The 24,017-nt window shown below is 67.0% G+C and carries 25 protein-coding genes; 13 read left to right on the top strand and 12 right to left on the bottom strand.

The features are described 5' to 3' along the window. Positions 1 to 682 precede the first annotated feature (682 nt). From MXA07_RS14745 to MXA07_RS14735, 3 genes are all read left to right on the top strand, one after another. Positions 683 to 3,034 (top strand): BGTF surface domain-containing protein, encoded by a 2,352-nt coding sequence (locus MXA07_RS14745; protein WP_247729352.1) that lies wholly within the window; start codon positions 683 to 685, stop codon positions 3,032 to 3,034. A gap of 209 nt (positions 3,035 to 3,243) precedes the next feature. Further along, complete coding sequence (gene dacZ, locus MXA07_RS14740; protein WP_247729351.1) at positions 3,244 to 4,062, top strand: diadenylate cyclase DacZ; 819 nt, start codon at positions 3,244 to 3,246, stop codon at positions 4,060 to 4,062. A gap of 1 nt (position 4,063) precedes the next feature. Further along, the gene (locus MXA07_RS14735) at positions 4,064 to 4,831 is read left to right on the top strand and encodes a mechanosensitive ion channel domain-containing protein (RefSeq protein WP_247729350.1); all 768 of its coding nucleotides are present in this window, start codon (positions 4,064 to 4,066) and stop codon (positions 4,829 to 4,831) included. Between the two features lie 63 nt (positions 4,832 to 4,894). On the opposite strand, the gene MXA07_RS14730 is transcribed toward MXA07_RS14735, so the two are convergent. Further along, a complete protein-coding gene (locus MXA07_RS14730) occupies positions 4,895 to 5,734 on the bottom strand; it encodes a nucleoside phosphorylase (RefSeq protein WP_247729349.1) in 840 nt (279 codons plus the stop codon). A gap of 55 nt (positions 5,735 to 5,789) precedes the next feature. Here MXA07_RS14730 and MXA07_RS14725 point away from each other — a divergent pair, with 55 nt between their 5' ends. Further along, a complete protein-coding gene (locus MXA07_RS14725) occupies positions 5,790 to 6,284 on the top strand; it encodes a DUF488 domain-containing protein (RefSeq protein ID WP_247729348.1) in 495 nt (164 codons plus the stop codon). Positions 6,285 to 6,316: 32 nt separating this feature from the next. Here the strand turns inward: MXA07_RS14725 and cdd are convergent, their stop codons facing one another. Further along, positions 6,317 to 6,721, bottom strand: a complete 405-nt coding sequence (gene cdd, locus MXA07_RS14720; protein WP_247729347.1) for a cytidine deaminase — start codon at positions 6,719 to 6,721, stop codon at positions 6,317 to 6,319. 151 nt (positions 6,722 to 6,872) lie between these two features. Here cdd and MXA07_RS14715 point away from each other — a divergent pair, with 151 nt between their 5' ends. Beyond that, a complete protein-coding gene (locus MXA07_RS14715) occupies positions 6,873 to 7,511 on the top strand; it encodes a hypothetical protein (protein WP_247729346.1) in 639 nt (212 codons plus the stop codon). A gap of 20 nt (positions 7,512 to 7,531) precedes the next feature. Next, positions 7,532 to 8,140, top strand: coding sequence for a DUF2238 domain-containing protein (locus tag MXA07_RS14710; protein WP_247731765.1), 609 nt, complete (start codon positions 7,532 to 7,534; stop codon positions 8,138 to 8,140). 125 nt (positions 8,141 to 8,265) lie between these two features. On the opposite strand, the gene MXA07_RS14705 is transcribed toward MXA07_RS14710, so the two are convergent. Then, a complete protein-coding gene (locus MXA07_RS14705; protein ID WP_247729345.1) occupies positions 8,266 to 9,681 on the bottom strand; it encodes a phosphohexomutase domain-containing protein in 1,416 nt (471 codons plus the stop codon). Positions 9,682 to 9,865: 184 nt separating this feature from the next. On the opposite strand from MXA07_RS14705, the gene MXA07_RS14700 reads away from it, so the two are divergent. Both MXA07_RS14700 and MXA07_RS14695 read left to right on the top strand, forming a co-directional pair. After that, positions 9,866 to 10,591 carry an Ntn hydrolase family protein gene (locus MXA07_RS14700; RefSeq protein ID WP_247729344.1) on the top strand — a complete coding sequence of 242 codons (726 nt, stop codon included), beginning with the start codon at positions 9,866 to 9,868 and terminating at the stop codon, positions 10,589 to 10,591. Next, positions 10,581 to 11,357 carry an archaeal proteasome endopeptidase complex subunit alpha gene (locus MXA07_RS14695; RefSeq protein WP_247729343.1) on the top strand — a complete coding sequence of 259 codons (777 nt, stop codon included), beginning with the start codon at positions 10,581 to 10,583 and terminating at the stop codon, positions 11,355 to 11,357. Before MXA07_RS14700 ends, MXA07_RS14695 begins: the two co-directional genes overlap by 11 nt. Before the next feature lie 55 nt (positions 11,358 to 11,412). Here the strand turns inward: MXA07_RS14695 and MXA07_RS14690 are convergent, their stop codons facing one another. The 3 genes from MXA07_RS14690 to MXA07_RS14680 form a co-directional block, all read right to left on the bottom strand. Further along, positions 11,413 to 12,459, bottom strand: a complete 1,047-nt coding sequence (locus MXA07_RS14690; protein ID WP_247729342.1) for a DUF7351 domain-containing protein — start codon at positions 12,457 to 12,459, stop codon at positions 11,413 to 11,415. Positions 12,460 to 12,559: 100 nt separating this feature from the next. Further along, positions 12,560 to 13,105: a cyclic pyranopterin monophosphate synthase MoaC gene (moaC, locus tag MXA07_RS14685; RefSeq protein WP_247729341.1), complete on the bottom strand. Its 546-nt coding sequence runs from the start codon at positions 13,103 to 13,105 to the stop codon at positions 12,560 to 12,562. After that, positions 13,098 to 14,579, bottom strand: coding sequence for an NAD(P)H-hydrate dehydratase (locus MXA07_RS14680; RefSeq protein ID WP_247729340.1), 1,482 nt, complete (start codon positions 14,577 to 14,579; stop codon positions 13,098 to 13,100). The genes moaC and MXA07_RS14680 overlap by 8 nt, the downstream gene beginning before the upstream one ends. Before the next feature lie 111 nt (positions 14,580 to 14,690). On the opposite strand from MXA07_RS14680, the gene MXA07_RS14675 reads away from it, so the two are divergent. After that, positions 14,691 to 15,197: a hypothetical protein gene (locus tag MXA07_RS14675; RefSeq protein ID WP_247729339.1), complete on the top strand. Its 507-nt coding sequence runs from the start codon at positions 14,691 to 14,693 to the stop codon at positions 15,195 to 15,197. An 89-nt stretch (positions 15,198 to 15,286) separates the two neighbouring features. Here the strand turns inward: MXA07_RS14675 and MXA07_RS14670 are convergent, their stop codons facing one another. Next, positions 15,287 to 15,565, bottom strand: coding sequence for an acylphosphatase (locus tag MXA07_RS14670; RefSeq protein WP_247729338.1), 279 nt, complete (start codon positions 15,563 to 15,565; stop codon positions 15,287 to 15,289). A 163-nt stretch (positions 15,566 to 15,728) separates the two neighbouring features. On the opposite strand from MXA07_RS14670, the gene MXA07_RS14665 reads away from it, so the two are divergent. Beyond that, a complete protein-coding gene (locus tag MXA07_RS14665; RefSeq protein WP_247729337.1) occupies positions 15,729 to 16,736 on the top strand; it encodes an MBL fold metallo-hydrolase in 1,008 nt (335 codons plus the stop codon). 34 nt (positions 16,737 to 16,770) lie between these two features. Here the strand turns inward: MXA07_RS14665 and MXA07_RS14660 are convergent, their stop codons facing one another. Continuing rightward, the gene (locus tag MXA07_RS14660) at positions 16,771 to 17,673 is read right to left on the bottom strand and encodes a DNA-3-methyladenine glycosylase family protein (protein ID WP_247729336.1); all 903 of its coding nucleotides are present in this window, start codon (positions 17,671 to 17,673) and stop codon (positions 16,771 to 16,773) included. Positions 17,674 to 17,821: 148 nt separating this feature from the next. On the opposite strand from MXA07_RS14660, the gene MXA07_RS14655 reads away from it, so the two are divergent. Then, entirely contained in the window at positions 17,822 to 18,385 is a 564-nt protein-coding gene (locus tag MXA07_RS14655; protein ID WP_247729335.1) for a DUF555 domain-containing protein, read from the top strand. A gap of 270 nt (positions 18,386 to 18,655) precedes the next feature. Here MXA07_RS14655 and MXA07_RS14650 read toward each other — a convergent pair whose 3' ends face one another. The 4 genes from MXA07_RS14650 to MXA07_RS14635 all read right to left on the bottom strand — a co-directional run bounded on the left by MXA07_RS14650 (position 18,656) and on the right by MXA07_RS14635 (position 21,221). Then, positions 18,656 to 18,898 (bottom strand): UPF0058 family protein, encoded by a 243-nt coding sequence (locus MXA07_RS14650; protein WP_247729334.1) that lies wholly within the window; start codon positions 18,896 to 18,898, stop codon positions 18,656 to 18,658. A gap of 599 nt (positions 18,899 to 19,497) precedes the next feature. Beyond that, positions 19,498 to 19,677 (bottom strand): DUF7836 family putative zinc-binding protein, encoded by a 180-nt coding sequence (locus tag MXA07_RS14645; RefSeq protein ID WP_247729333.1) that lies wholly within the window; start codon positions 19,675 to 19,677, stop codon positions 19,498 to 19,500. 95 nt (positions 19,678 to 19,772) lie between these two features. Beyond that, positions 19,773 to 20,747, bottom strand: coding sequence for a transcription initiation factor IIB (locus MXA07_RS14640; RefSeq protein WP_247729332.1), 975 nt, complete (start codon positions 20,745 to 20,747; stop codon positions 19,773 to 19,775). Between the two features lie 189 nt (positions 20,748 to 20,936). Beyond that, positions 20,937 to 21,221, bottom strand: coding sequence for a DUF357 domain-containing protein (locus tag MXA07_RS14635; RefSeq protein WP_247729331.1), 285 nt, complete (start codon positions 21,219 to 21,221; stop codon positions 20,937 to 20,939). Between the two features lie 153 nt (positions 21,222 to 21,374). Here MXA07_RS14635 and MXA07_RS14630 point away from each other — a divergent pair, with 153 nt between their 5' ends. Both MXA07_RS14630 and MXA07_RS14625 read left to right on the top strand, forming a co-directional pair. After that, the gene (locus tag MXA07_RS14630; protein WP_247729330.1) at positions 21,375 to 22,697 is read left to right on the top strand and encodes an FAD-dependent oxidoreductase; all 1,323 of its coding nucleotides are present in this window, start codon (positions 21,375 to 21,377) and stop codon (positions 22,695 to 22,697) included. Positions 22,698 to 22,875: 178 nt separating this feature from the next. Then, positions 22,876 to 23,988, top strand: coding sequence for a DUF2092 domain-containing protein (locus MXA07_RS14625; RefSeq protein WP_247729329.1), 1,113 nt, complete (start codon positions 22,876 to 22,878; stop codon positions 23,986 to 23,988). Positions 23,989 to 24,017 lie beyond the last annotated feature (29 nt).

Below are 24,017 nucleotides of genomic sequence, written 5' to 3'. Positions count from 1 at the left end.
CGATATCCCTCCGATCAGATCAACCGGACTCGCGGGTGAATCTCGGCCACCCGATCCCGAAATTGAAAGTCAACGGCCGATGGCGATTCGACTCTTCGGACCGCAAGCGTGCGAGACCTTTTTGTCCCGGACGTGTGTACGCAATCATGGCAACCAAAACCCGTTGCTGGGTTATTGGAAGCCACGTCTCGGGTGCCTCTAACACCCGGGGCATTTCTACCCCCAGCGGAGTTCGTGGCTTCCGTCAGGATGATTGACGTGACGGGTAATATAGTTACTGGATATATCTGCGTAAGAATGATGATCGAGCCTGGGTTCTTCCCATTCGACAGGTAAGCAGCATCTACGTCACCGGAACACTGACAATTCTTCTCGCTTCAGGTTTGGCTGTGGACGCACTCGGGACCACCGGTTCGAAGATGATACTTAAACGCTCCAGCACCGCCGAACACTGGTCAGTGGTGATCTCCGGAGTAGCGCCGCTCTCCTTCGGGTAGAAGGGGATTACTCGCTGTGACGACGGGTAATCCGAAACTAGAAAACTTATTACGACCCGTTAGAAAGGATGAATCACCCCTACCCGGGAGGCCGATAAGCGATTCGCCCGCGCCGGGCGGGTCGGATTCGCGAACGTATCCCGGTGAAACGTTCGCCACACGGCGAAACACGACTCAAGATAAACATGACACGCAACACGACATCAACGCGCGAAAAGGGACGTGCAGTGTTCCTGGCCGCGCTGATGGTGCTGTCCGTCTTCGCGATGGGAGCCGCATTCGCCGGCTCCGCCGTCGCGGACCACAGCGACAACGAGAAGGACATCAGCGATGGTGACTTCGCGTATCAGGGAGAAACGATTGTAATTAGCGGTATTACCAGTGTTACCGATTCGGACACTGTTGACCTTTACAGCGGTGTTCCGGGAGGCGACGATGTCTCCTGGGAACGTGAGGTCGACGTGGACACGCAGAACGACACGGTAACCCTCGACACCAGCGACCTCGGTCAGGGCGACTGGTTCATCGAGGAGGACAACGGTAACACCACTGCCTTCGAGATTCGCGTGCAGAATCTCGACGGCACGATGTTCAGCGCCGATCAGGTGACCCAGAGCGGTTCGGTCGACCTCGAGGTCGACTCCAACCGCGGTGGCTTCCTGGCCGAGATCTCCTCGGGTAGCTTCACCCAGGATCAGCTCACCTCGATGCTGAACGACTACAACCAGTCCGCGACGAGTGCACACGACGACATCGTCGTCGTCGACGCTCGTGCGACCTACACGCTCGACTTCAGTCAGGTTGATGTCTCGACCGGTTCGTACAACTTCTCGGTCGAGGCCGCTGACACGACCGCCTCCTCGGAGCTGACGCTCGACGTTGTCAGCGACGACGAGGCACAAGTCAGCTTCGGTAACGAGAACAACGTCGCGACCGGCCCGGTCGGTGACTCCAACACGATCCTCGTCGACATGCAGAACACCGACGAGGCCTATGTCGAACTCACCTGGACGCCGGAAAATTCGGAAGAGGTCATCACGCTCCTCAACGGGACCGTGACGGCTAACGAAAACGCCGACCAGGTCGAGCTCGACGTCAACACGGTGCTGCTGGCCCGCGGTGACGCGAACGTCGTCTCCGCCACTAACGGCAGTTTCAACGCCGATCACCTCGGCACCTGGGATCGCGAGACGCAGCTCGAAGTCTACAACGAGTGGACCAAGAGCTTCAACATGAACCTCTACGATGCGAACGGTGACCGTCAGGACCGCGGTACGTTCCGCGTCACCGACAGCGGCATCGACGAGGTTAACACGTACGTCGTCAGCAGCGACGACACCGACACGCTCGACGAACTCGGCGTCGCGGCCGACGGAACGGTCGCGGCCGGCGACTACGTCGCCGTCGAGATAGTCGGTAGCGGTATCTTCGGCCTCCTCGAGGAGGACCCGGCCAACTACGAAGCGTTCAACATCTCGGTCGTCCAGACGAACCCGCCGTTCGGTGAGGATCCGAAGGACATTACGCCCGCTGTGGGTGACATGACCATCTCCGAGGACGAGAACCGCGTCGTTGCGTTCATGCCGACCGGCGGCAACAACGACGCCCAGGCCAATGAGCAGTACAAGGCCACCGTGAAGACGGTCGCCTCGGCTGACGCCGAGGACGAAGGGATGGACCCCAACCCGTACATCGACTCGACGGACACGTTCGAGAGCTCGTTCACCGTTGAGGAGCCGACCCTGAGCTTCGATCAGGATTCCTACAGTGTCACCGCTGACTCCGGTCAGGAGATCACGGGCACGTCGAACGTCGCGCCCGGCGCCTCGATCTTCGTGCAGGCGGAGACGCCGGACGGAAGCGACAACCCGTTCTACATCCCGACCTACACCGAGGTCGGCGAGGATGGAACGTGGACCGCGACGATGGACTTCAGCGGACAGGTCCAGGACACCGAGTTCTCCCTCTCGGCTGAACTCGAAGACAACGGCGACGTTTCCGACACCGCTGACGGTGTCGTCGGCGAGCCTTCCCCGGAACCGTACCTCAGCGTCACGAACGTCGACGTGCCGGAGGAAGTGATGGTCGACGAGGACGCCTCCATCGAGGCGACGATCACCAACACTGCTGACTCCGGTCCCGCAGAGGGCACGGTCACGCTCACCATCGGCGGCGAGGAGGTCGCCTCGGAAGAGGTCTCCCTCGAGGCTGGTGGAACGACGACCCTCTCCGGTGACTTCGATACGTCCGCCGAGGGCGACATCGAGTGGGCCGTCGAGACGCCTAACGAGAGCGAATCCGGCACCTTGACCGTCTCCGCCGGCGACGACGGCGGCTCCGAGGACGGCGGCTCCGAGGATGGCGGCTCCGAGGACGGCGGCTCCGAGGATGGCGGCTCCGAGGATGGCGGCTCCGAGGATGGCGGCTCCGAGGACGGCGGCGATGGCGGAGACGACGGCACGCCCGGCTTCGGCGTCGCTGTCGCTCTCGTCGCGCTGCTGGGCGCTGCGATGCTGGCCCTGCGCCGTCAGGACTAAGCCGTACTAACTATCAGCGGATCGACCGCTGACCCTGCGACCCGCGATTCATTTTTCGGACGCTACGTCGATTAGCGACAGCTAACGAAGTTTTTCAAGGAGCGGTTTCGCGCTTTGGGCGGAACCCGAGGCGGAAAAGTTCGGTTGTCCGCCAGGCGTCTGACGATACGCCCAAACGCTTATTCGAGCCCACCCGGCTTCTAGAAGCAATGGCCGGTCTCGATGACGTGTTCGGTGACATTTACGAGGATGTCGACGCGATCGTGCTCTTCTCCCCGAGCGGCTCGTACCACGAGCGGTTCACGGAGCTCGACGACGAGGAGCTCGACGTGATCACGATCGGGACGGAGAACACCGTCGGGGCCGACCCGTTCGTCGAGTTGCCGCTCGAGTTCGACGACGTGGCCGAACGGATTCGATTCGGACTCGAGGGCGCGCTGGAGCGGGGCGTCGTCGAGGACGGGGACGTCCTCGCGTGCGCGACGAGCGTCTTCGACGATAGCATCGATACGGTCTCGCGCGTTCGTGCCGAAGCCGACGATCAGCACGGCCTCTACGACCTCTTCGCGAAATCCCGCGCCGATCCGGAGGTGATAAAGGCCGTCTTCGAGGTGGCGATCAACCTCGGCAAGAAGGGCCAGAAGGGAAAGCCCGTGGGGGCGCTGTTCGTCGTCGGCGACGCGGGGAACGTGATGAACAAGTCCCGGCCGCTCTCGTACAACCCCTTCGAGAAGTCACACGTCCACGTGGGGGACCCGATCGTGACGGTCATGCTGAAGGAGTTCTCCCGCCTCGACGGGGCCTTCGTCATCTCGGATTCTGGCAAGATCGTCTCGGCGTATCGGTACCTCGAGCCCGCGGCGGAGGGCGTCGACATTCCGAAGGGGCTGGGCGCCCGGCACATGGCGGCGAGCGCGATCACGCGGGATACGAACTCGATCGCCGTCGCCCTCTCGGAGAGCGACGGCATGGTCCGGGCGTTCAAGGGCGGCGAACTGATCCTGGAGGTCGACCCGGAGGCCTACTGATATGGACGTCCAGGCGTTCGTCGAGGAGCCGGCGGTCGTGGCGGTCGCAGTCCTCATCCTCGGCTTCGTGGTCGGGTACATCGTCGGGAAACTCAACAAGGAGCTGCTGACCGCGGCGGGGGTCCCCGACGCGGTCGAGGGCACGCCCTTCGAGCGCAGCGCCCGGAGCCTCGGCACCTCGACGGTCCAGATCGTCGCCCGGTTGAGTTCGTGGTTCATCTACGGGATCGCCATCCTGACGGCGGTCCACATCGCTCAACTGGTCAACACCGACCAGTTCTGGGCGGACGTGACGCTCTTTCTCCCGCAGGTGTTCATCGCGGTGCTCGTCCTCGTCGTCGGGTTCATCGTCGCCGACAAGGCCGAACTCGTCGTCGGGGAGTACCTCCGGAGCGTCAAGCTCCCGGAGGCGTCGCTCATCCCGCGCGTGGTGAAGTACTCGATCCTCTATGTCGTCATCCTGATCGCGCTCGCCCAGGTCGGCGTCCAGGTCCTCGCGCTGATGATCCTGCTCGTCGTCTACGCCGCCGGCGTCGTCATCGTCGGCGCCTTCGCCTTCAAGGACTTCCTGGTCTCGAGCGCGGTGGGGATCTACCTCCTGCTCAACCAGCCCTACGGCATCGGCGATCGCATCCGCGTCGGCGACCGCCGGGGAATCGTCCAGGAGGTGGACATCTTCGTGACGATCGTCGAGAACGACGGCGAGGAGTACGTCATCCCCAACCGACAGGTGTTCGAACACGGCATCGTGAAGATCCGCGACGAGTGAGCGGTCGCGGTGACGATCGCGAGACGCGTCGAACGCGATCCGCTCGATAGCGTTCGTCACACATCACTCGATCGAGAGGTCGGCGTGCCAGTCCGTAACGCCCGCCTCCGCCTTTTGTGTATCCATCTGGGCGAGTAGAGCGGCCGCGAGCGAGGCGGTTTCGGCCGCTCGCGTCTCGCCGGTGACGCTGAATTCGCCCCCGTTGCGGTCGGCGTAGACGGTGCAGACGGCGCCGGCGCGCAGTCCGTAGACGTTCGCCAGGGTCAAGATCGCGCTGGCTTCCATCTCGACGTTGGTGACGTTGGCCGCGGCGAGATCGTCGAGCAGGTCCTCGGAACCGGCGGCTTCGAAGCCCTCGAATCCGGGCCGGCCCTGCCCGGCGTAGAAGGAGTCGGTGCTCGCGGTGAGGCCGGTGTGGTGGTCGTAGCCGAGGCGTTCCGCGGCGGCGACGAGGGCGGCGACGACCTCGTGATTCGCGACGGCGGGGTAGTCCTCGCGGACGTACTCGTCGCTGGTTCCCTCCTGGCGGACGGCCCCGGTCGTGATGACGAGGTCGCCGACCGAGACGTCGGGCTGGATCGCGCCGCAGGAGCCCACGCGGACAAACGTCTCGCAGCCGACGCGGGCGAGTTCCTCGACGGCGATCGCGGCCGAGGGGCTGCCGATACCGGTCGAGGTGGTCGTAACGGGCGCTCCGTCGTAGCGGCCGGTCGCCGTGCGATACTCGCGGTGCCGGGCGACGTGTTCGTACTCGTCCCAGCAGTCGACGATGCGGTCGATTCGCTCCGGGTTGCCGGGAAGCAGGACGGTCTCCGCGACGTCGTCGGGTCCCACCTCGAGGTGGTACTGGACGTCCGCGTTCGGATCCTCGCTGTCGGCGCGCGCGTCGTCGCCGTCGGTCATGGTGGCGTGGTTTCTCGTCGCGGGCTATATACCTGCCCCGGACCAAGACCGGATCATGTCCGACACCGGGGATGCGGGCGGTTCGGCGGACGCCGCGGATGGGGCACCGGTCGGTGGCTTGCTCTCCGACACGTACGTCGCCGCGCTGCAACATGACCTGGTCGAGTTGCCGCCCGAGACGACCCGTATCGGCGTCGTCCGGGACCCGACGCCGTGGTTCCACGGGTCAGTCGACGAAAACCTCCAACCGCTCGGCCCGCCGCGGGACCTGCTAGACGAGACGAAGCAGGCCGAGACCGACCTGAAGCGCCGCGGCATCTGCGACGAGGAAGCGCACAACGCCGCCTGGGAGGAGACGGACTTCGCGTCGCGGTACCGCGCGCACCTGCAGTCGTCCGACGCCGCGGGCGACGCCGTCGACGACCTGCTCGCGCGCCTCGACTCGGGCGAATCGATCGCGCTCGTCTGCTTCGAGAACACGTCGAACAAGCGGTGTCACCGGACGATCCTGCACGACCACCTCGAAGCCGAACGGCGCCAGGACGGCTGATCCGGGCGCGGTCCCGGCCGAGGCGGGTCACCTCACGCGAGGTCGTCCTGCTCCATCGCGGCCGGGAGCAACTCGCCGAGCGTGTGGGTCGTCACGACCGGCTTCCCGTCGGCGTCGTCGCCCTCGTCGCAGGCCACGACCAGCTCCGCGTCGCAGAACTCCGCGAGCGTCTGGCGACACATGCCACAGGGCGTCACGCCGTCGCGACGGTCGGAACTGACCGCGAGGCGTTCGAACTCGCGGTGGCCCGCTTTGACCGCCTCCGCGATGGCGACCTCCTCGGCGTGGAGGCTGTTCGAGAAGTTGACGACCTCGAGATTGCAGCCGGCGAAGACCGACCCGTCGGCCGTCTCGAGGGCGGCGCCGACCCGGTACTCGGAGTAGGGAACGTGTGACGCGTCCTGCATCTCGCGAGCGCGCGCGATCAAGCCGTTCATACGAGTGTGATCGGGATCGGGCGGCAAGTCCGTGTCGATCGTGATTCGGTCACCGACGCGGTGACTGTATTTTGGGACGGTGGCCAGCGCTGCGGTCGCCGGGAGACTCATCGGCGAAGGTTTATGAGGTACCCGTCTCTCCACGCAAGCGATGGTCGATGAACTGGGGGACTCGGATCGCCCCTTCGTGCACGACGTCACGGACATCCTCGAACGGTTGTTCCGTAGCGGCCGGGCGAACGCGGTCGTCGCGTGGCTGCTCGTCGGCGTCCTGGCCGTGGTGCTTACGGAGAGCGTCCTCGATTGGGACGTTCAGTGGTCCGTGTTCGTCGCGTTCGCGGGCGTCGTCGTCCTCATTCCACCGGTCGCGTACCGGGAGTGGCGGGTGATGCTCCCGTGGGAGCTCCTCGTGATCGCGCTCTTTCCGATCCTCATTCGCGGACTGGTCGGGGGAACGGTCGGAACGTTCGCGACGTACCTCGCGATCGCCGGACTGTCGCTGATCGTCACCGTCGAACTCCACATGTTCACCGCGCTCCGGGTCACCCACTGGTTCGCGGTCGGGTTCGTCGTCATGACGACGCTCGCGACCGTCGCGGCGTGGACGGTCTTCCGGTGGAACGCCGATCGCTATCTCGGGACGGCGTATCTCGTCGACAACGAGACGCTCATGCTCGAGTGGCTGTACGTGATGGCGGCCGGCTGCGTCGCGGGGATCCTGTTCGACGGCTACTTCCGACGGCGGGACCGCCGACTCTGGCGAGCGATCCGGGGGACGGTGAGACGATGACGCGCCTCCCCGGGCCGTCGATGTGGACGCACCGACACGTTACGCGTAGCTTGCAACTCGCCCTCGTCGCGATCGTCGGCTACGGCCTGATCGCCGGCCAGCCGAAGGCGATCACCAACGGCACGGTCGGCCTGCTCGTCACGTTTCTCCCCGCCGTGATGGAGCGAAATTACAGCCTCCCGCTGGATTCGCGACTCGCGCTCTGGATCACGACCGCCGTGTTCTTACACACCGTCGGATCGGCCGGCCTCTACGACCGGATTTACTGGTGGGACCACGTCACGCACGCGGTGTCCGGATCGCTGATCGCGGCCGCGGGGTACACAATCGCGCGAGCGATCGACCTCCACAGCGACGAGATTCACATTCCCACCCGGTTCGCCTTCGTCTACATCTTCGTGGTCGTCCTCTCGTTCGGCGTCGTCTGGGAACTGTTCGAGTTCGCCCTGGATATCGTCGCCAACGCAACTGGCGTGACGATGCCGCTGGCCCAGAAGGGGCTCGACGATACCGTCCGCGATTCGATGTTCAACTCGCTCGGCGCCCTGTCCGTCGCGGCGTTCGGACAGCTCTACCTGAACGACGTCGCCGAAACGGTCCGAGCGCGGCTCGTTTCGGCCGACCACTGATCGAATCCGACGACGGACCGGCGCGCGGCGCGGCCCACTCCGAGGACCGGGATGATCGGTTGCCCGGGTGAGTAGCGGTTGGACGCCGACCGGCTACGGCCTCGGAGGCGGGGTCGGTCCGAACGTCAGACGGTTTCGACCGCCCGCTCGATCGCTTCGCGCGTCTCCGCGACCAGCGACTCGACGCCGTCACTCTCGGCGTACAGCCGGACGTATGGTTCGGTTCCGCTGGGACGCACCAGCACCCACGACGCGTCCGGGAGCTCGATCCTGACGCCGTAGTCGGTGTCGACCGACCCCTCGGGGAAGCGCTCTGGCAGGCGTGTTTCGAGGTCCGCCATCACCCGTTCCTTGATGTCGTCCGGGCAGGGAACGCTCTCCTTGCGGTACGGACGTTCGGCGACGGGCTCGCGGAGCGCTTCGACGTCGCCCGTTGCCGCGACGAGCCCCGCGACCATCGCGGCGCTGGCGACGCCGTCGATCCAGCCGCCGAAGGCCGGGTGGATGTGTTTCCACGGCTCGGCGGCGAAGACGACCTCGGTGTCCGATCCCGCGTCCGATTCGGCCCGCACGCGGGCGATCCCTTCGTGGAGCGACCCGAGTCGCACCCGCTCGACGCGGCCGCCGGCCTCGCGCACTCGCTCGTCGATCCGCGCGGACGCGTTCGGCGTGGTGACGACGACCGGATCCGCGACGGTCGCGGCCTCGACGTAGTGGGCTGCGACGACCGCGAGGATCGTGTCCTCGTGGACGACGTCCCCGTCGGGACCGAGCACGACGAGTCGATCCCCGTCGCCGTCGTGGGCCAGGCCGAGATCGGCGTCTCCTTCGGCGAGGTACGCCGCGCAGTCTGTCAGGGTCTCGGGCGTCGGTTTGCTCTCCCGGGCGGGGAAGTGCCCGTCGACGGTGGCGTTCAGCGCCGTCACGTCTGCCCCGAGTCGACCGAGTACCTGCGGCGTCGCCAACGCGCCGACGCCGGTGCCGCAGTCGACGACGACCGACTGTCCCGCCAGGGGCTCGATTGTCGCCGCGTCGGCGGACTCGTCGCGAGTGTCGCCGTCGGCAAACTGCTCGCGAACGTACCCGCAAACGGCGTCTCGGTATCGGTCGAGGGCGTCCACCCGTTCGATCGATCCCCACCGATCCCACGATTTCGTCGCGGGATCCTCGACGGCCCGCTCGACGGCGCGCTCCGCCTCGCGGTCGTACTCCACCCCGTCGTCGAAGAGCTTGACCCCGTTGTCCGCCGGCGGGTTGTGACTCGCGGTGATCATCGCCCCGCGTCGGCCCTGCGAGGCGAACGCGAGCGTCGGCGTCGGGACCTGTCCGAGTCGGCGGACCGAGGCGCCGCCGCTCGCGAGACCGGCCGCCATCGCGGCCGCCAGCGCCTCGCTGGTCTCCCGGCCGTCGTAGCCGAGAACGACCGTCGGCCCCGTTCCATCGGCGTCGCTCGCGACGGCCTGGCCCACCGCCAGCGCGAGCGACGGCGTCACCGTCCCGGCGACCGGCCCCCGGATCCCCGCGGTCCCGAACAGCGTCATGAATCGGCCTTCCGCGAGCAACTACTTAGTGGCACTGACCCGTCTCGCCGTCGTCGCGGGCCGCGCCGTCGGTTGTCGAAGGATTACGCCCTCACCCGTCGGCGGGCACCCGGCCCATTCGTTCACCGGCCCGGTAAAATATATTTTAGCTAACAATTAATGGCGACTGTCCCCTGGTCCGTGTATGTCCCAGACTCCAGCGGGGGATGGTCAGACGGAGGGGAGAGACCCGCCGAAGGAATTCTCGACCGGAACGACGATCGTCGGTCTGGCCGGCGCCGACGGCGTGGTCCTCGGGGCCGACGCGCGGGCGAGCCTCGGCGGCCGATTCGTGACCAACCAGTCGGTGCGGAAGGTCGAACCGATCGGCGAGCACGCGGCCATCGCGTTCTCGGGCGGCGTGAGCGACGCGCAGTCCTTCGTCGCACAACTCCGGGCCGAACAGCGCATCTACGAACTCGATCACGACCGGCCGATGTCGACCGGGGTGCTGGCCGAACGCGCCGCGGGCCTGCTCCGGAGCGGGCAGTTCCGCGGACTCGGCATCGTCCTCGGCGGCGTCGACCCGGAGCCGGCGATCTACGAGGTCGACGGTGCGGGCGGCGTGCTTCGCGACGACGTCGCGGCGGGCGGCAGCGGCATGCAACTCGCCTACGGCGCGCTCGAAGCCGCGTTCGAGTCGTCATCGACGGTCGAGTCGCTCCGTCTGCTCGCCGCACGAGCGCTCGAGAGCGCCGCGGAACGCGACGTGGCCAGCGGCGACGGCATGACGATCACCGCGATCACGGCCGACGGGCTCGCGGAGCGGCGGATCGACGGGCTCGGCGAGGTAGCCCTCGACGCTGCGAGCGCGGACGGATCCGCTGACGGCGGCGATGCCGACGAGGGGGTGACTCGAGATGGACGGTAACCGACGACAGGCCTACGACAGGGGCCAGACGATCTTCTCGCCCGACGGCCGACTCTACCAGGTCGAGTACGCTCGCGAGGCCGTCGAACGCGGCTCGCCCGCGGTCGGCGTGCGGGCGGCCGACGGCGTCGTGCTGGCCGCCCGGAAGCGGCTCGCCTCGCCGTTGCTCGATGCGGACTCGGTCGCGAAGCTCCACCGGGTCGACGACCACCTCGCGATCGCCTCCGCGGGCCACGCCGCCGACGCGCGCCAGCTCGTCGAGCGCGCCCGCCTCGAGGCCCAGCGCCACCGGCTCCGCTACGGCGAACCCGCACCGGTCGATTCGGTGACGACCGACCTGGCGGATCACGTCCAGGAGTCCACCCAGACCGGCGGCACGCGCCCGTTCGGCGCCGCCCTGCTCGTCGCCGGCGTGGACCCGTCGGGAACTGCCGACCCGTCCGCTGGCCACGGACAGCTCTACGAGGTCGATCCGAGCGGGACGCCGTACGGCTGGCAGGCGGTCGGCATCGGCGACGGCGCCGACGCGATCAGAGGTCGGTTGGAAGACGGCACGGCGTCCCCCGGTGGCGAGACCACACGCTCACTCGAGGACGACGCACTGACGATCGACGACGCGATGACGGTGGCGCTCGACGGGCTCGCCGCGGAAGACGAGGATCCGGACCCGGATGCCTACGAGTGCCTGACGATCGAGCCGGGGCCAACCATCACGAGGCGGACGCGCGAGGAAATCGCGTCGTCACTGCCGGGCGCTGCGTCCTGAGGCGCATCGAATCTGCAGTCCCGTCGCGGCGGACTCGAACCGAACCGCAAACCTGTCAAGCGGCGTCGGCCTCCGGTCGGTCGGCGGGCGGCGCGGTTTCCACACCGCCCCCGTGCTCGATACCCTCGCGAGATTCGTCGACCCGACGCGTTTCGACGACGTCGCCGGCCCCGTCGACGTAGCACTCCAGCGTTTCGTCTTCGAGGGTGACGGCGACGCGGACGGCGATCGGGTCGTGCGAGAGCGGCGTTTCGGACCACTCGGGGCCGACGTTCCAGATCGGGCGCGCCGCGACGGCGGCGTCGTGATCGTGGAAGAACGAGACGACAGCCGGGTGCGAGAGCAGGGTGTGCGCGACGGGACACTGGAGGTCGTAGCCGCAGTGTTCGCAGGCAAACGCGGCCTGGACGGGGTCGGGAACGCCCTCGGCGTCGAGGAACGCGTCGTCGAGCCGATCGGGAGCGACGACCTCGACCGCGCGCTCGACGCGCCCGCTGCACTCCGGACAGACGCCGTCGCCGAGGAGATCGATGCGGTGGCGGTGGTGGCGGTCGAAGGCGGCCGGGATGTCCTCCCCGTGGGCCGCGAAGCCGCCGGGCGGAAAGTCCATCTTGAGGACCGGTCGGTCACACTCGCGACAGGCGATGGTGACGACGGTGTCGGTCACCATCGCTTCGAGTCCGTCGCCCGCGCAGAACGGACACGGATCGTCGATGGGGATGTCGGCTCGATCGACCCGCCGGGTGAAGGTGCCGGATTCGATCGCCCGGGCCACGCGGCGACCGGCCGCGGTCAGCGCGTAGCCCTCGTCCGTCTTCTCGAGGAAGGGGCCGACGAGTTCGTCGAGGTGGTAGGCGAAGCCGGCGGTGGTGTCGACCGACGACGCCTCGAAGAGCGTCGAGAAGGAGACCCGTGCGTCCGGTGGCGCTCCCCCGGACCGGTCTCGAACCGTCTCCAGAATGCTGGTGCGGATCTCGTTGCCGAGCGCCTGGAACGCCTCGCTCGGTTCGGTGACGTGGATCGCGTCGTCGAGGTCGACCGTCGCGAGCGGCGACGCCCCATCGTCGTCGCTCACGGTACCGTCCGGGTCCACGTCGGTCATGACCCGTGGTAGCACGGGAGAACCGATGTACCTTGTGTTCGCGGCAGTCGCCGACGAATCGCCGCCCGTCCGAGACGCGCCACCGCCGGCTGTAAACGCACTACGTGTCGATCGCTCCTTTTCGCTTCTCGACCACCCGGACGTCCTCGATCTGCGTCTCGGGATACTGCCCGTCCTCGTCCTTCTCGGCGGCTTTGACCATGTCCCAGACGACGTTGAGTCCGGTCGTGACGCCCTGGAGTGCCTCCATCTCGCAACCGGTCTTGCCGGTCGTCTCGACGGCGACTTCCAGCCGCACCGCGTCGTCTTCGAGGTCGAACGCGACATCGACGTTCGTGATCGGGAGCTGGTGGCACATCGGGATCGTCTCCCACGTGTGCTTGACGGCCTGGATCGCCCCGACGCGAGCCGTTGCCAGAACGTCTCCCTTGCCGATCTCGTCCGCTCGGATCGCCCCGACGGTAGCCGGCCGCACCCGTATCCGGCCGGCGGCGACGGCCCGGCGCTTCGTATCCGGTTTCGAACCCACGTCGACCATCTGTACGTCGCCCGCCGCGGTCGTGTGGGTCAGCGCCTCGCCGGTCTGGGAGTCGTCCGGGTCAGCGTCGGTCGCCCCGTCGCCGCTCGTCGGCTCGGGCTCACTCATCGGGCTCACCCCACAGAACGCCGGGGATCTCCGTGAGGAGGTCCGACGCGGCGATGCCGAGGCCGTCTCCGTCGCCCCACCGCCCGGCCAGCACCTCGCCGGCGCGGCCGTTGACGTACGCCGCCGCGCAGGCCGCCTCGAACGGGTCGGCGTGTTCGAGCAGACCGGCGGTGATGCCGGCGAGGAGGTCACCGGTGCCGCCGACGGCCATGCCGGGGACGCCCGCCCTCGAAATTCGCGTCCGCTCGCCGTCGGTGATCACGTCGTCGGCGCCCTTCGCGAGGACGACGTGGTCGAGGTCGGCGGCGAACGATTCGATCGCGGCGCACGTTTCGGCCGTCCGGTCGGTCCCCGCGCGAAGTTCGTCGACCTCGGGACCGCCCATCCGGGCGAGTTCGCGACGGTTCGGCGTACAGACCAGCGTCGCGTCGGTGTCGACGTCCGGGACGACCGGGAGCGCCTCCGCGTCGACGACGGCGGGCCCGGCGTAGGATTCGAGGAACTCGCGGGAAGCCTGGAGACTCTCCTCGGCGCTCCCGAGACCGGGGCCGAGGACGACCACGTCGTCGTATCGCTCGGCGGTCTCGACGAGGTCGGGAACCTGCGCCGGCGTCAGTCGCCCGCCGTCGTAGGGCTGGACGATGAGGTCCTCGGCGTAGCCCTGGATCGCGTCGGCGACGACCTCGGGTGCGGCGACGAAGGACAGTTCCATCCCGCTTCGCAGCGCCGCCTGCGCGGCGAGCGCCGGCGCGCCGGTGTAGGGCCCGCCGCCGACGACGTACGCCCGCCCCGTTCGACCGTCGGGCCTGGCGAGCCCGAGGTCGCCGGGGCCGACGAATCGCTCCGCCGCGGCGGGGATCCCGATGTCTGCGACGTGGACCTCGGCGTCGAGCGCATCGAGCCCGGGCTTTTCGTCGTGGAACGTGACGACGTGGTCCGCGCCGACGGGATTTGCGTTCCGCTCCGGACCGCCGGCGTCGAAGCCCGACGGGACGTCGACCGAGACGACGGTCGCGTCGGACTTCGCCATCGCCGCGGCCGCCGTGGCCGCGGGTTCGCGGAGGGTTCCGCTGATCCCCGTGCCCAACATTGCGTCGACGATGACGTCCGCCTCCGGCAGCGAGACCGTCGACGAGTCGGTCACCTCGCGGACGTCGGCGTCGCCGGCGACGAGGGCGTCCCAGTTGTGACGGGCGATCTCGGTGCCGATCCGCTCGGCCCGGCCCAGCAGGATCGTCTCGACGTTGAACGCCTCGCCCTCACCACCGTCGCCGGCCAGGAACCGGGCCGCGACGAAGCCGTCGCCGCCGTTGTTGCCCCGGCCGGCGACGATCTCGACGTCGCCGCCGTCGGGCGCAACCTCGCGGACGACGCGGGCGATCGCGTTCCCGCTCGATTCCATCAACTGGGCTCGCGGGACGCCCAGCGACGCGGCGTTTGCGTCGACCGCGGCCATGCGTTCGCCGGTGATCATACCGCTCGGTTCGGCCGGAGTGGCGAAAAAACGTGCGGGAACCGCCGACCGACGACGCCGTCGATCCGACTCGCCGAAACGCTTTGGCGCGTCCGGGTCCACCTAGTCGGCGTGAACGTCTTCTGGCTGGACGAGGACCCGCGACTCGCCGCGCGCTATCACTGCGACCAGCACGTCAACAAGATGCTGCTGGAAGCCGCCCAGGTCCTCTGTACGGCCGCTCGCGAGAACGGCTACGAGCGGGACTTCCTCTACCGCGCCACCCACGCGGACCATCCCGTCACCCGGTGGGCGACCGAGTCGCGGGCCAACTGGTTCGAACTGCGCGAGCACGCGAGGGCTCTCGACGCGGAGTTTCGCGAACGATACGATCACGAGGACCACCACGCCAGCTGGGACGTGATCGCCCGCATCGATCCCGACGCGATCGCGTTCCCCGGGACGGAGCCGACCCCGAAACCCCAGGCGATGCCCGATGCCTACCGCGATCCGGACGATCCGGTCGCCGCCTACCGCGCCTACTACGCCGGCGAAAAGGCAGAGTGGGCGAGCTGGGAGCACACCGACGAACCACCCTGGCTCGACGCGTATCGCGAGGCGTCGGCGACCGACAACTGAGCGTCCCGGTGGTTCACGCGTCGCCGAGCGATGTGCGACCGTTTCGGACGCTCACGAGCCGGCGACCGGCGCGTGATCGCCCTCGTGACTCAGTACCGGATCTCGAACCCGGTCTCGCCCCGCGGTTCTTCGTCCTCGACGTCGACGTCCTCGACCTCGGCAGCCGGGCTGCCTTCGTGACACCACTCGATCACTTCCTCGACGGCCGATTCGGGTCCCTCGAAGACGGCTTCGACGCGGCCGTCGTCGAGGTTCTTCACCCAGCCGTCGACGCCGGCCTCGCGGGCGGTATCCCGGGTGTTCGCCCGGTAGTAGACGCCCTGAACGGTGCCGGAGACGAACACGTGCGCGCGAGTTCGATCGCTCATGCCCGGACCTTCGTCCCCGGCGACAAAAAATCCACGTCGGCGCGGTGATGCGGTCGCCGTCACCTCGGCGCCGTCGCAGCGACCGCCGCGTGTGACCGGCCCCAAACCGTAGACTGGCGTCGATACCGACAGGCGGACAACCTTCGAGCGCCTACCCCGGTCAGTGTCACGTCGCGTCACGCACCGGGACGGCATCCACTTCGACCTCGACCGCCACGTCGTCGCCGACGCGCGTTCGGCGACTGGCGACGTCAACCTCGTGAGTCACGCCCACGCCGATCACACCTTCGGGTCGAGCCCCGACGTCGTCGTCTGCTCGGCCGAGACGGCGGCCATCGCGACGGCCCGGACGGGCGTCGAGTTTGCGTTCGTCGAGTCGGCGCCCGGCATCGAGCTGCTCCCGGCGGGCCACGTCGTCGGGTCGAGCGCGGCGATCATCGAGGGTGCGGACGGCACCCGATACTGCTACACGGGCGACTTCTCGACGCGCGATCGCGCCTACCTGGACGGCTTCGACCCCGACGCCGTCGAAGCCGACGTCCTCGTGATGGAGACCACCTACGGCCACCCGCGGTATCGGTTTCCGCCGCAGGACGAACTGGAAGCGGCCATCCGCGAGTGGATCCGCGAGCACGACGATCGCCCGCTGTTTCTGTTCGGCTACTCGCTGGGGCGGGCCCAGAAATTGCAGCGTCTGGTCGCGTCGGCCACCGATCGACGGGTGCTCGTCTCGCGGACGATCGCCGAGGTGAACGCGGCGATCGAGGCCACGACGGACGTCTCGTTCGCGGGCGAGCCGTTGGACGGCCGCTCGCTGTCCGACTTGGACCCGGACGATCTCTCCGACGAGATCGTCGTCGTGCCGTCGAACCAGTCGCGACGCGAGTGGATCGACGCGATCGCCGCGGAGACGGGCGCGCTGAAGGCCGGCTTCTCCGGTTGGGCGGTCGAGGATTCGTTCCTGTATCGGGGCGACTACGACGTCACCTTCGCGCTGACGGATCACTGCGACTTCGACGAACTGATCGAGACGGTCCGGACGATCGATCCCGACGTCGTCCACACGCATCACGGCTTCGACGAGGCGTTCGCGGACGTCCTGGCGACGGAGTACGGCTACACCGCCCGGCCGTTGAAACGCGACCAGACGTCGCTCGCGGACTTCCGCTGACCGCGACTCGCCTACGTCGTCCACAGCGTCGCGGTCACGTCGGCGGCTCGACCGGCTCGGCGCCGGTCCGGAGGTGGTGGAAGACGTACGTCTGGACGTAACCCGCGTACTCGCCCCCGAAGCGGTCCCGGATGGCCCGCGACGTGGCGGCGTAAGAGCCGCGGTCGCACTCGGGATACCGGGACGCGATCGCCTTGCGAATCCAGGTGTCGAGCGGGACCGCCTCGTCGAAGCCGAGCGAGAAGAGCAACGCGCAGTCTGCGACCTTCTCGCCGACGCCGACGAATCGGGTGAGGTACTCCCGCGCGTCCTCGTAGGGCATCTCGCGAGCCTCGGCCGGATGCGCTTCGCCGTCGGCGACCATCCGGGCCGTCTCGACGACGTACGGCGCGCGATAGCCGAGGCCGAGATCCCGCAACTCGGTCTCGGTCGCCCGGGCGAGCTGGGCCGGGGTCGGGAAGTCGTGGTAGATCCGGCCGTCGAATGCGATCTCGGTGCCGTACTCGCGGGCTAGGGCGTCGACCATCGAGTTGATGCGTTCGACGCGCATCTGGGCCGAACAGATGAACGAGATCAGCGTGTCGAACGCCGGGTCCGCGACGAGACGCAGCCCGCGGTGGGCGTCGAAGGCACGTTCGACGAGCGGGTCGTCCGGCGCGGCGTCGACGATCCGGTCGAGATCGTCGTCGAGGCGGAGCCTGCGCCGGAGGATGGGCGCCGCGTCGGTCGTCGAGCGCCACTCGAGACCCGTCTCGATCGACCGGACACGGACGACCTCGCCGTCGATGGCGAGTTCGTACCAGGCGTCCGGTGCGCGCCGCCCGCTATAGAGCTCGCCGTCGCTGCGCGTCCAGCGGTAGGTCTGGCCGCTCTCGATCGTGAGATACGGGGAGAACCCACCGGCCAGCTCGTCGGACGGGATCTCGCCGGTTTCCATGCGTCGACGGGAGCGGACGGAGGGGCTTTGGCCTTTCGAACCCGCCGAACACCGGCGGACGTCGGTCGATCCCCGTCCGGCCGGCGATTTCCGGGCCGAGTCGACAACCAGGCGAACCTTCATACTGCATGCGGCCCAATACCGCCGTATGAACTGCAGGGTTGTCGTCGAGGCTGCCGTGCCGGTGTTCGACGTGAGTACGCCGGACGAGGCGATCCGGATCGCGATCTCGAAGACGGGCGAGATGCTGAACCCTGACCTCAACTACGTCGAGATCAACATGGGCGAGCGAACCTCGCCCGCCGGCGAGGAGCTCCCACCTGCGTTCATCGCGGCCGACGAGGCACTCGTCGCCCTCGAACTCGAGATGACCGTGTTCAACGTCGAGCGAGAAGAACACGCCTCGCGAATCGCACGCAAGGAGATCGGCCAGCGCCTGGAGAACATTCCGCTCGAGGTGATCGAGATCGAGACGTTACCCGACGAGGACGCGGCGGCCGAGGCGGAATCGTCGTCCGACGAGGCGACCGCCGACGAGGACACGACGGTCGACGAGTCGGATCCGACGGGTGACGGCGAATCGGTCGACGATTCCGATTCGGCCGGCGACCCGGCCCTGGAATCCGCCGTGGACGAACTCGCCGTCGACACGACCGAGGGCGACACCGACGACGAGGACGTCCTTCCAGAGTTCGAGGACATCGTCGACTGAGTCCGCTCGGGCGGCGATTCGCGCCGCCCACCGCAGTACGTGGCGCGCCGACGTGTGGTGCCCCGAAGTCGTCTGTGCCTGTTGGGACGTCCGTTCCTGCCACGGAGTCGCGGCGCCGCGATCTGCACGGAGTCGTCTCTGCTCGCTGTGAGCGGTTACGATGCCGACAGTTCTGATCGATCCGTGGTGCGCGACCCGTCGTTCGCGAGTACTGTCACTCCGGGCGCTATCGGTGATGAAACGCCGCGTCTCGGGAGAGTAGCAACGAATTCAATCAGCAGTCGCGGCGACCGTTTCGGTTTCGTCACCGTCAGCGTTCATGTGCTCGGTAATGCCGCCCGCCAGCGCAAAAACAGCGTCCTTGTGATCGGTTTTCGATTTGTGGATCGATGTCGGCCGAATACCGAGCGACTCGTACTCTCCGAGGTCGATCGTGCAGTTCTCCCATGTGGCACACTGGTTCGATACCTCTGCAAGAAGGCCGTGAAGGTGAATGAGCTCCTGCTTCTTCATAAGCACCTCACCCTACCAACTGCAGGGTTATATTATTATCCTGAGGGTCGTTACCACGCTACTCGCGACGCCGGCCCAAAGGTATAAGAATTTCGAAGTCAGCTTCTCTCCGCTTCCGAGTGGATAAACGCCGTACGTGACCGACGTAATCGATCGTTTCGTCCCATCGTATCGAGCTCGTATACTAAAGCCGATAGATATTTCAGCCGCGGTGGGTCTCGGGGGCTCCCAGCGCCGTCGATGCGTGGAAACCCACCGCGGCCAGCTCGGCGGGTCCAGTGCTCGCGGTGCGCTCGTTTCACACCCGACGGCTTTTGCGGCGCCCGTCAGTCACTTGTGACCGGCGGTGTAGTTCCGGGCGTTTCGGGACCACCCGCTGCAAACGGTCTCCTTCCGTCGCCGGACGGGAGCCGATCGACGGTCTGGGAAGCCGGGGGCTGCGGCCGGGAGCCAGGAGATTGCGACTGCGGCCGGGAGAAGGCAGCCGGCAGCCGATACCGAGACGTCGACCTCGGGCGCGAAACCGGGACGGATTCGCGAAAGCGAGCGGCGGGTCGCGACAGCGTTGTCCGACTGCCGACTCCTGCCGGAAAGACAGCTCACCCGAGCGTCTTCAGGGTCCGTAAATCGCGGTCGGTTCGCGTAAACTCGGCCGTTCGTCGACTGGCGTGACAGTTCGGACAGTGAAAGAGATCTTTGGGTGCGGGTAGCTCCGTCGGCGAGACTTGCCAGTCCTTGGTGCACTCCGGACAGAGTAATCGCACGGTGGCCTCGTCCATGCCACGTCATTGCACACCGGATTGTAAAAACGTTCCTGCCCGGGTGGGACGTCGCGAGCGGACGATCCGGCCGAGCGGTCGAACGCGGGCCGTTCTCAGGCTGGGGCGGCCATGTCCGAGGCTTCGAGCAGCTCCTTGTAGCGGTTTCGGATCGTCACTTCGGAGATGTTGGCGACCTCGCTGACCTCGTTCTGGGTCACCTTCTCGTTGGTGAGCAGCGCCGCGGCGTAGACGGCGGCGGCCGCGAGGCCGACCGGCGACTTGCCCGAGTGGACGCCGTCGCCGCGAGCCGACTCGAGGAGCTCGCGAGCGGTGCGTTCGGTCTCGTCTGAGAGGTCGAGACCGCTCACGAATCGCGGCACGTAGTGCTCGGGATCGGCGGGCTTGACCTCGAGCGAAAGCTCGCGGACCACGTAGCGGTAGGTCCGGGTGAGCTCCATGCGATCGACGCGGCTGACCTGCGAGATCTCGTCGAGGCTGCGCGGCGTGCCCGCCTGGCGGGCGGCGGCGTACAGCGACGCCGTCGCGACGCCCTCGATCGAGCGACCCGGCAGGAGGTCCTCCTCGAGCGCGCGGCGGTAGATGACCGACGCCGTCTCGCGGACGTTCTCGGGCAGGCCGAGCGCGCTCGCCATGCGATCGATCTCGCCGAGGGCCTGCTTCAGGTTGCGCTCCTTCGAGTCGCGCGTGCGGAAGCGCTCGTTCCAGGTGCGCAGGCGCTGCATCTTCTGGCGCTGGCGGCTCGAGAGGGACTTGCCGTAGGCGTCCTTGTCCTGCCAGCCGATGTTCGTCGACAGACCCTGGTCGTGCATCATCTTCGTCGTCGGGGCGCCGACACGCGACTTCTGGTCGCGCTCGGCCGAGTCGAACGCGCGCCACTCCGGCCCGCGGTCGATCTCGTCCTCCTCGACGACGAGGCCGCAGTCCGCACACACCGTCTCCGCGTGTTCTTCGTCGGAGACCAGCCGGCCGCCACACTCCGGACAGTGCTCCTGTTCGTTCTCGGCGACCGATTCGTTCTCGGTTCGCGTACGTTCCTCCGTGTAGGTTCGGATTTGTGTATCGGTCATGATGGATCGTCACTCGGGGCTGCCGGGTGGGGAAACCAGAAGAAATGCTCCCGGGCAACCAGCTAACGTAGTGTAATCGGCGAGCATACTTAAGTGTGTCGGCTGCAATATAAAATATCCGCCCAAATAGTAAAGTACCTTTCGGAAACTGGAGGATCGATCGTGATAGACTGGCGGGGTGGCTCACGCTCAAACGGTAAAAAGGTGTCCCTCAGTTGGAACCTCGAAAAGGCCGATGCGTGCGCCCGCATCGAGCCAGGCGTGCCCGTACGAAAACGAGGCCAGTGCGTTGACCAGGTCTCCGTCGTCCCGAAAGTGTCTCCCGTCTTCGAGGTAGGAGGCGGCCATCTCGCGACACTCGTCGGCGGCGTCGGCCATGGGCGTGTCCGCCGGCGGAGCCGTCGTCGCCGCTTCGAGTGCCTCCGCCAGTAGCCCTTCGTATCGATCCGTCTTCTCCGCGAGATCTGCGGTCATACTCGGAGGATTGCGAGTGGAAGCCGTAAACACGTTGGGAGCGCTGGAGTGACCGTCCGTACTAGAGCGGGCCGTCTCTGGGACTGAGAGGGGTATACACACCGGTTGCAGCGAACGCAAGGCGTTTAGGACGCCTCCACCAATAGGTTTCACATGAGCGAGCAGCCCCGGGTAGAGATTTACACCAAGGAGGCCTGTCCGTATTGCGAGAAGGCGAAAGCCCTTTTCGACGAGAAGGGAGTCGAGTACGAGACGTACAACGTGACGGGCGACGACGCCCTGTTCGAGGAGATGGTCGAACGCGCCGAGGGCCGACGGACGGCCCCCGAAGTGTTCATCGACGACGAACTGATCGGCGGCTGGGACGAGACGAGCGCGCTGAACGAGACCGGTGCCCTCGACGAGAAACTCGGTCTCGTGACCGACGGCGGCACCGACGAGGTCGTCGAGCACCGACGGCTCATCATCGCGGGCACCGGCATCGCGGGGCTCACCGCGGCGATCTACGCCGCGCGCTCGAACAACGAGCCGCTGGTCATCGAGGGCGACGAGCCCGGCGGCCAGCTCACTTTGACGACCGACGTCGCGAACTATCCGGGCTTCCCCGACGGGATCGACGGGACGGAACTGGTGAACAATATGAAGGAACAGGCCCGCCAGTTCGGCGCCGAAACGCGAAACGGCGTCGTCGACTCCGTCGACGCGAGCGATCGGCCCTTCCGCGTGGAACTGACGAACGGCGACGTCTACACCGCCGACGCGATCATCGCCGCCTCCGGCGCGAGCGCACGCACGCTGGGCATCCCCGGCGAGGACGAACTCATGGGCTACGGGCTCTCGACGTGTGCGACCTGCGACGGCGCCTTCTTCCGCGGCGAGGACATGCTCGTCGTCGGCGGCGGCGACGCCGCGATGGAGGAGGCCACCTTCCTGACGAAGTTCGCGGACACGGTCTATCTGGTCCACCGCCGCGAGGGCTTTCGCGCGGAGGACTACTGGATCGACCGCGTCCGGGAGCAAGTCGAGAACGACGACATCGAGATCATGAAAAACACGGAACTGGTCGAGATCCGGGGCTCCCAGGAGGACGGCGTCGATCACGTCACGCTGGTCGAACACCCGGAGGGCCACCCGACGGACAAACTCGAGGACCCTGCGACCGAGGAGTTCGACTTCGACGTCGGCGCGGTCTTCTTCGCCATCGGTCACACGCCCAACACCGACTACCTGGAGGGCACGGGCGTCGAAACCGACGACGAGGGGTATCTGAAGACGGCGGGCGGCGAGGGTGGCGGCCAGACCGAGACCGCCGTCCCCGGCATCTTCGGCGCCGGCGACGTCGTCGACTACCACTACCAGCAGGCCGTCACGGCCGCGGGCATGGGTTCGAAGGCCGCAATCGACGCCGACGAGTACCTGGAAGAACTGGACCGGGAAGCCGCGAGCGAGGTCGAAGCGGCCGCCGCCGACGACTGAGGGCCGGACCCTGCCGACAAGTACGACCGACCAGGCCGGCCGTTCTGAACCGCTCCTATCCGCGATCGAAGCTGCCGGCCGAGTCGCCTGTCGGCCGGGACGATCGCAGTACGTCGCCGTCGTTCGCACACGAATAGTAACGTCTTTAACTAACCCAGTCATATCTGGCAATTGACTAATGCAGACACTCCGTTCGACCGTCGCGACGCTCGCAGTGGTCACCGTGCTCCTGACTGCCGGCTGTCTCGGTCCCCTCGGACTCGACGATACCGAGTCCGCGGACGAGCCGGCGTCGGACGAACTCTCGGCCGACGAACTGCTGGAACGATCCCAGTCCGCTCACACCGAGCTCGATTCGGTCCAGGCGACGATGACGATGGAGATGGATACCGAGACGATGAATCAGACGGTAACCTACGACCTCTGGCTGGGGCCCGACGAGTCAATCCGCATGGAGTTCGTCAAGGGCGACGGCGCCGCCACCCAGCCGACGGTGATGGTGGTGAACGGATCGACGACCTGGATCTACGACGAGGGTCAGAACCGCGCCATGAAGATGGACCTCGGGCTCGATCCCGAAGAGATGGCTGCGATGGCAGAGAACCTCTCCGGGAGCGTCGACGACATGGACGCCGAACGCGTCGGAACGGACACGATCGCGGGCCGCGAGACGACGATTCTCGACGTGTCGGGTGACGACTCGGCGCCGTTCGCACCGGAGAACATGACCCTGTGGATCGACGAAGAGACCTACTATCCGCTCAAGCAGGTGGTTACGATGAGCGAACCGGCGGAGACCTCGATGACGATGACGATGGAGTCCTTCGAGCCGGACGCGTCGGTCTCGTCGGACCTGTTCTCGTTCGAGCCGCCGGCGGACGCCGAGGTCGTCGACTTCGGTGAAGGGTCCATGACGACGCACGAAAACGTCTCTGCCGCCGACGCGGCCGCTCCGTTCGACGTGCCGAAACCGTCCGTTCCGGAGGGGTACGCGTTCCAGTCGGCGACGACGATGGAGGGTCTCAACGGCGTTACGGCCTCCCTCCAGTACGCGGCCGAGGGTGAGGACCGCCTGACGGTCTCCGTCGCCGAATCCCCGACCGGCGCCGCGTCCGGAGTCGGTGGCGAGTCGATCACGATCGGTGACGTGGAGGCGACGCTGACCAGTACCGAGGTGATGAACATTTCGTCGACGTCAATCCGGTGGACGTCCGACGGCCTCACCTACAGCGTTTCCGGCACTGCCGACGAGGAGACGTTGCGCTCGGTCGCCGAATCGATCGTCGAGTAACGGGCCGCCCTCGAAGTCACTTTTTGTCG

This window comes from Halovivax limisalsi (assembly GCF_023093535.1).
GTDB lineage: Archaea > Halobacteriota > Halobacteria > Halobacteriales > Natrialbaceae > Halovivax > Halovivax limisalsi.
This window is presented reverse-complemented; position numbering and strand designations above follow the sequence as displayed.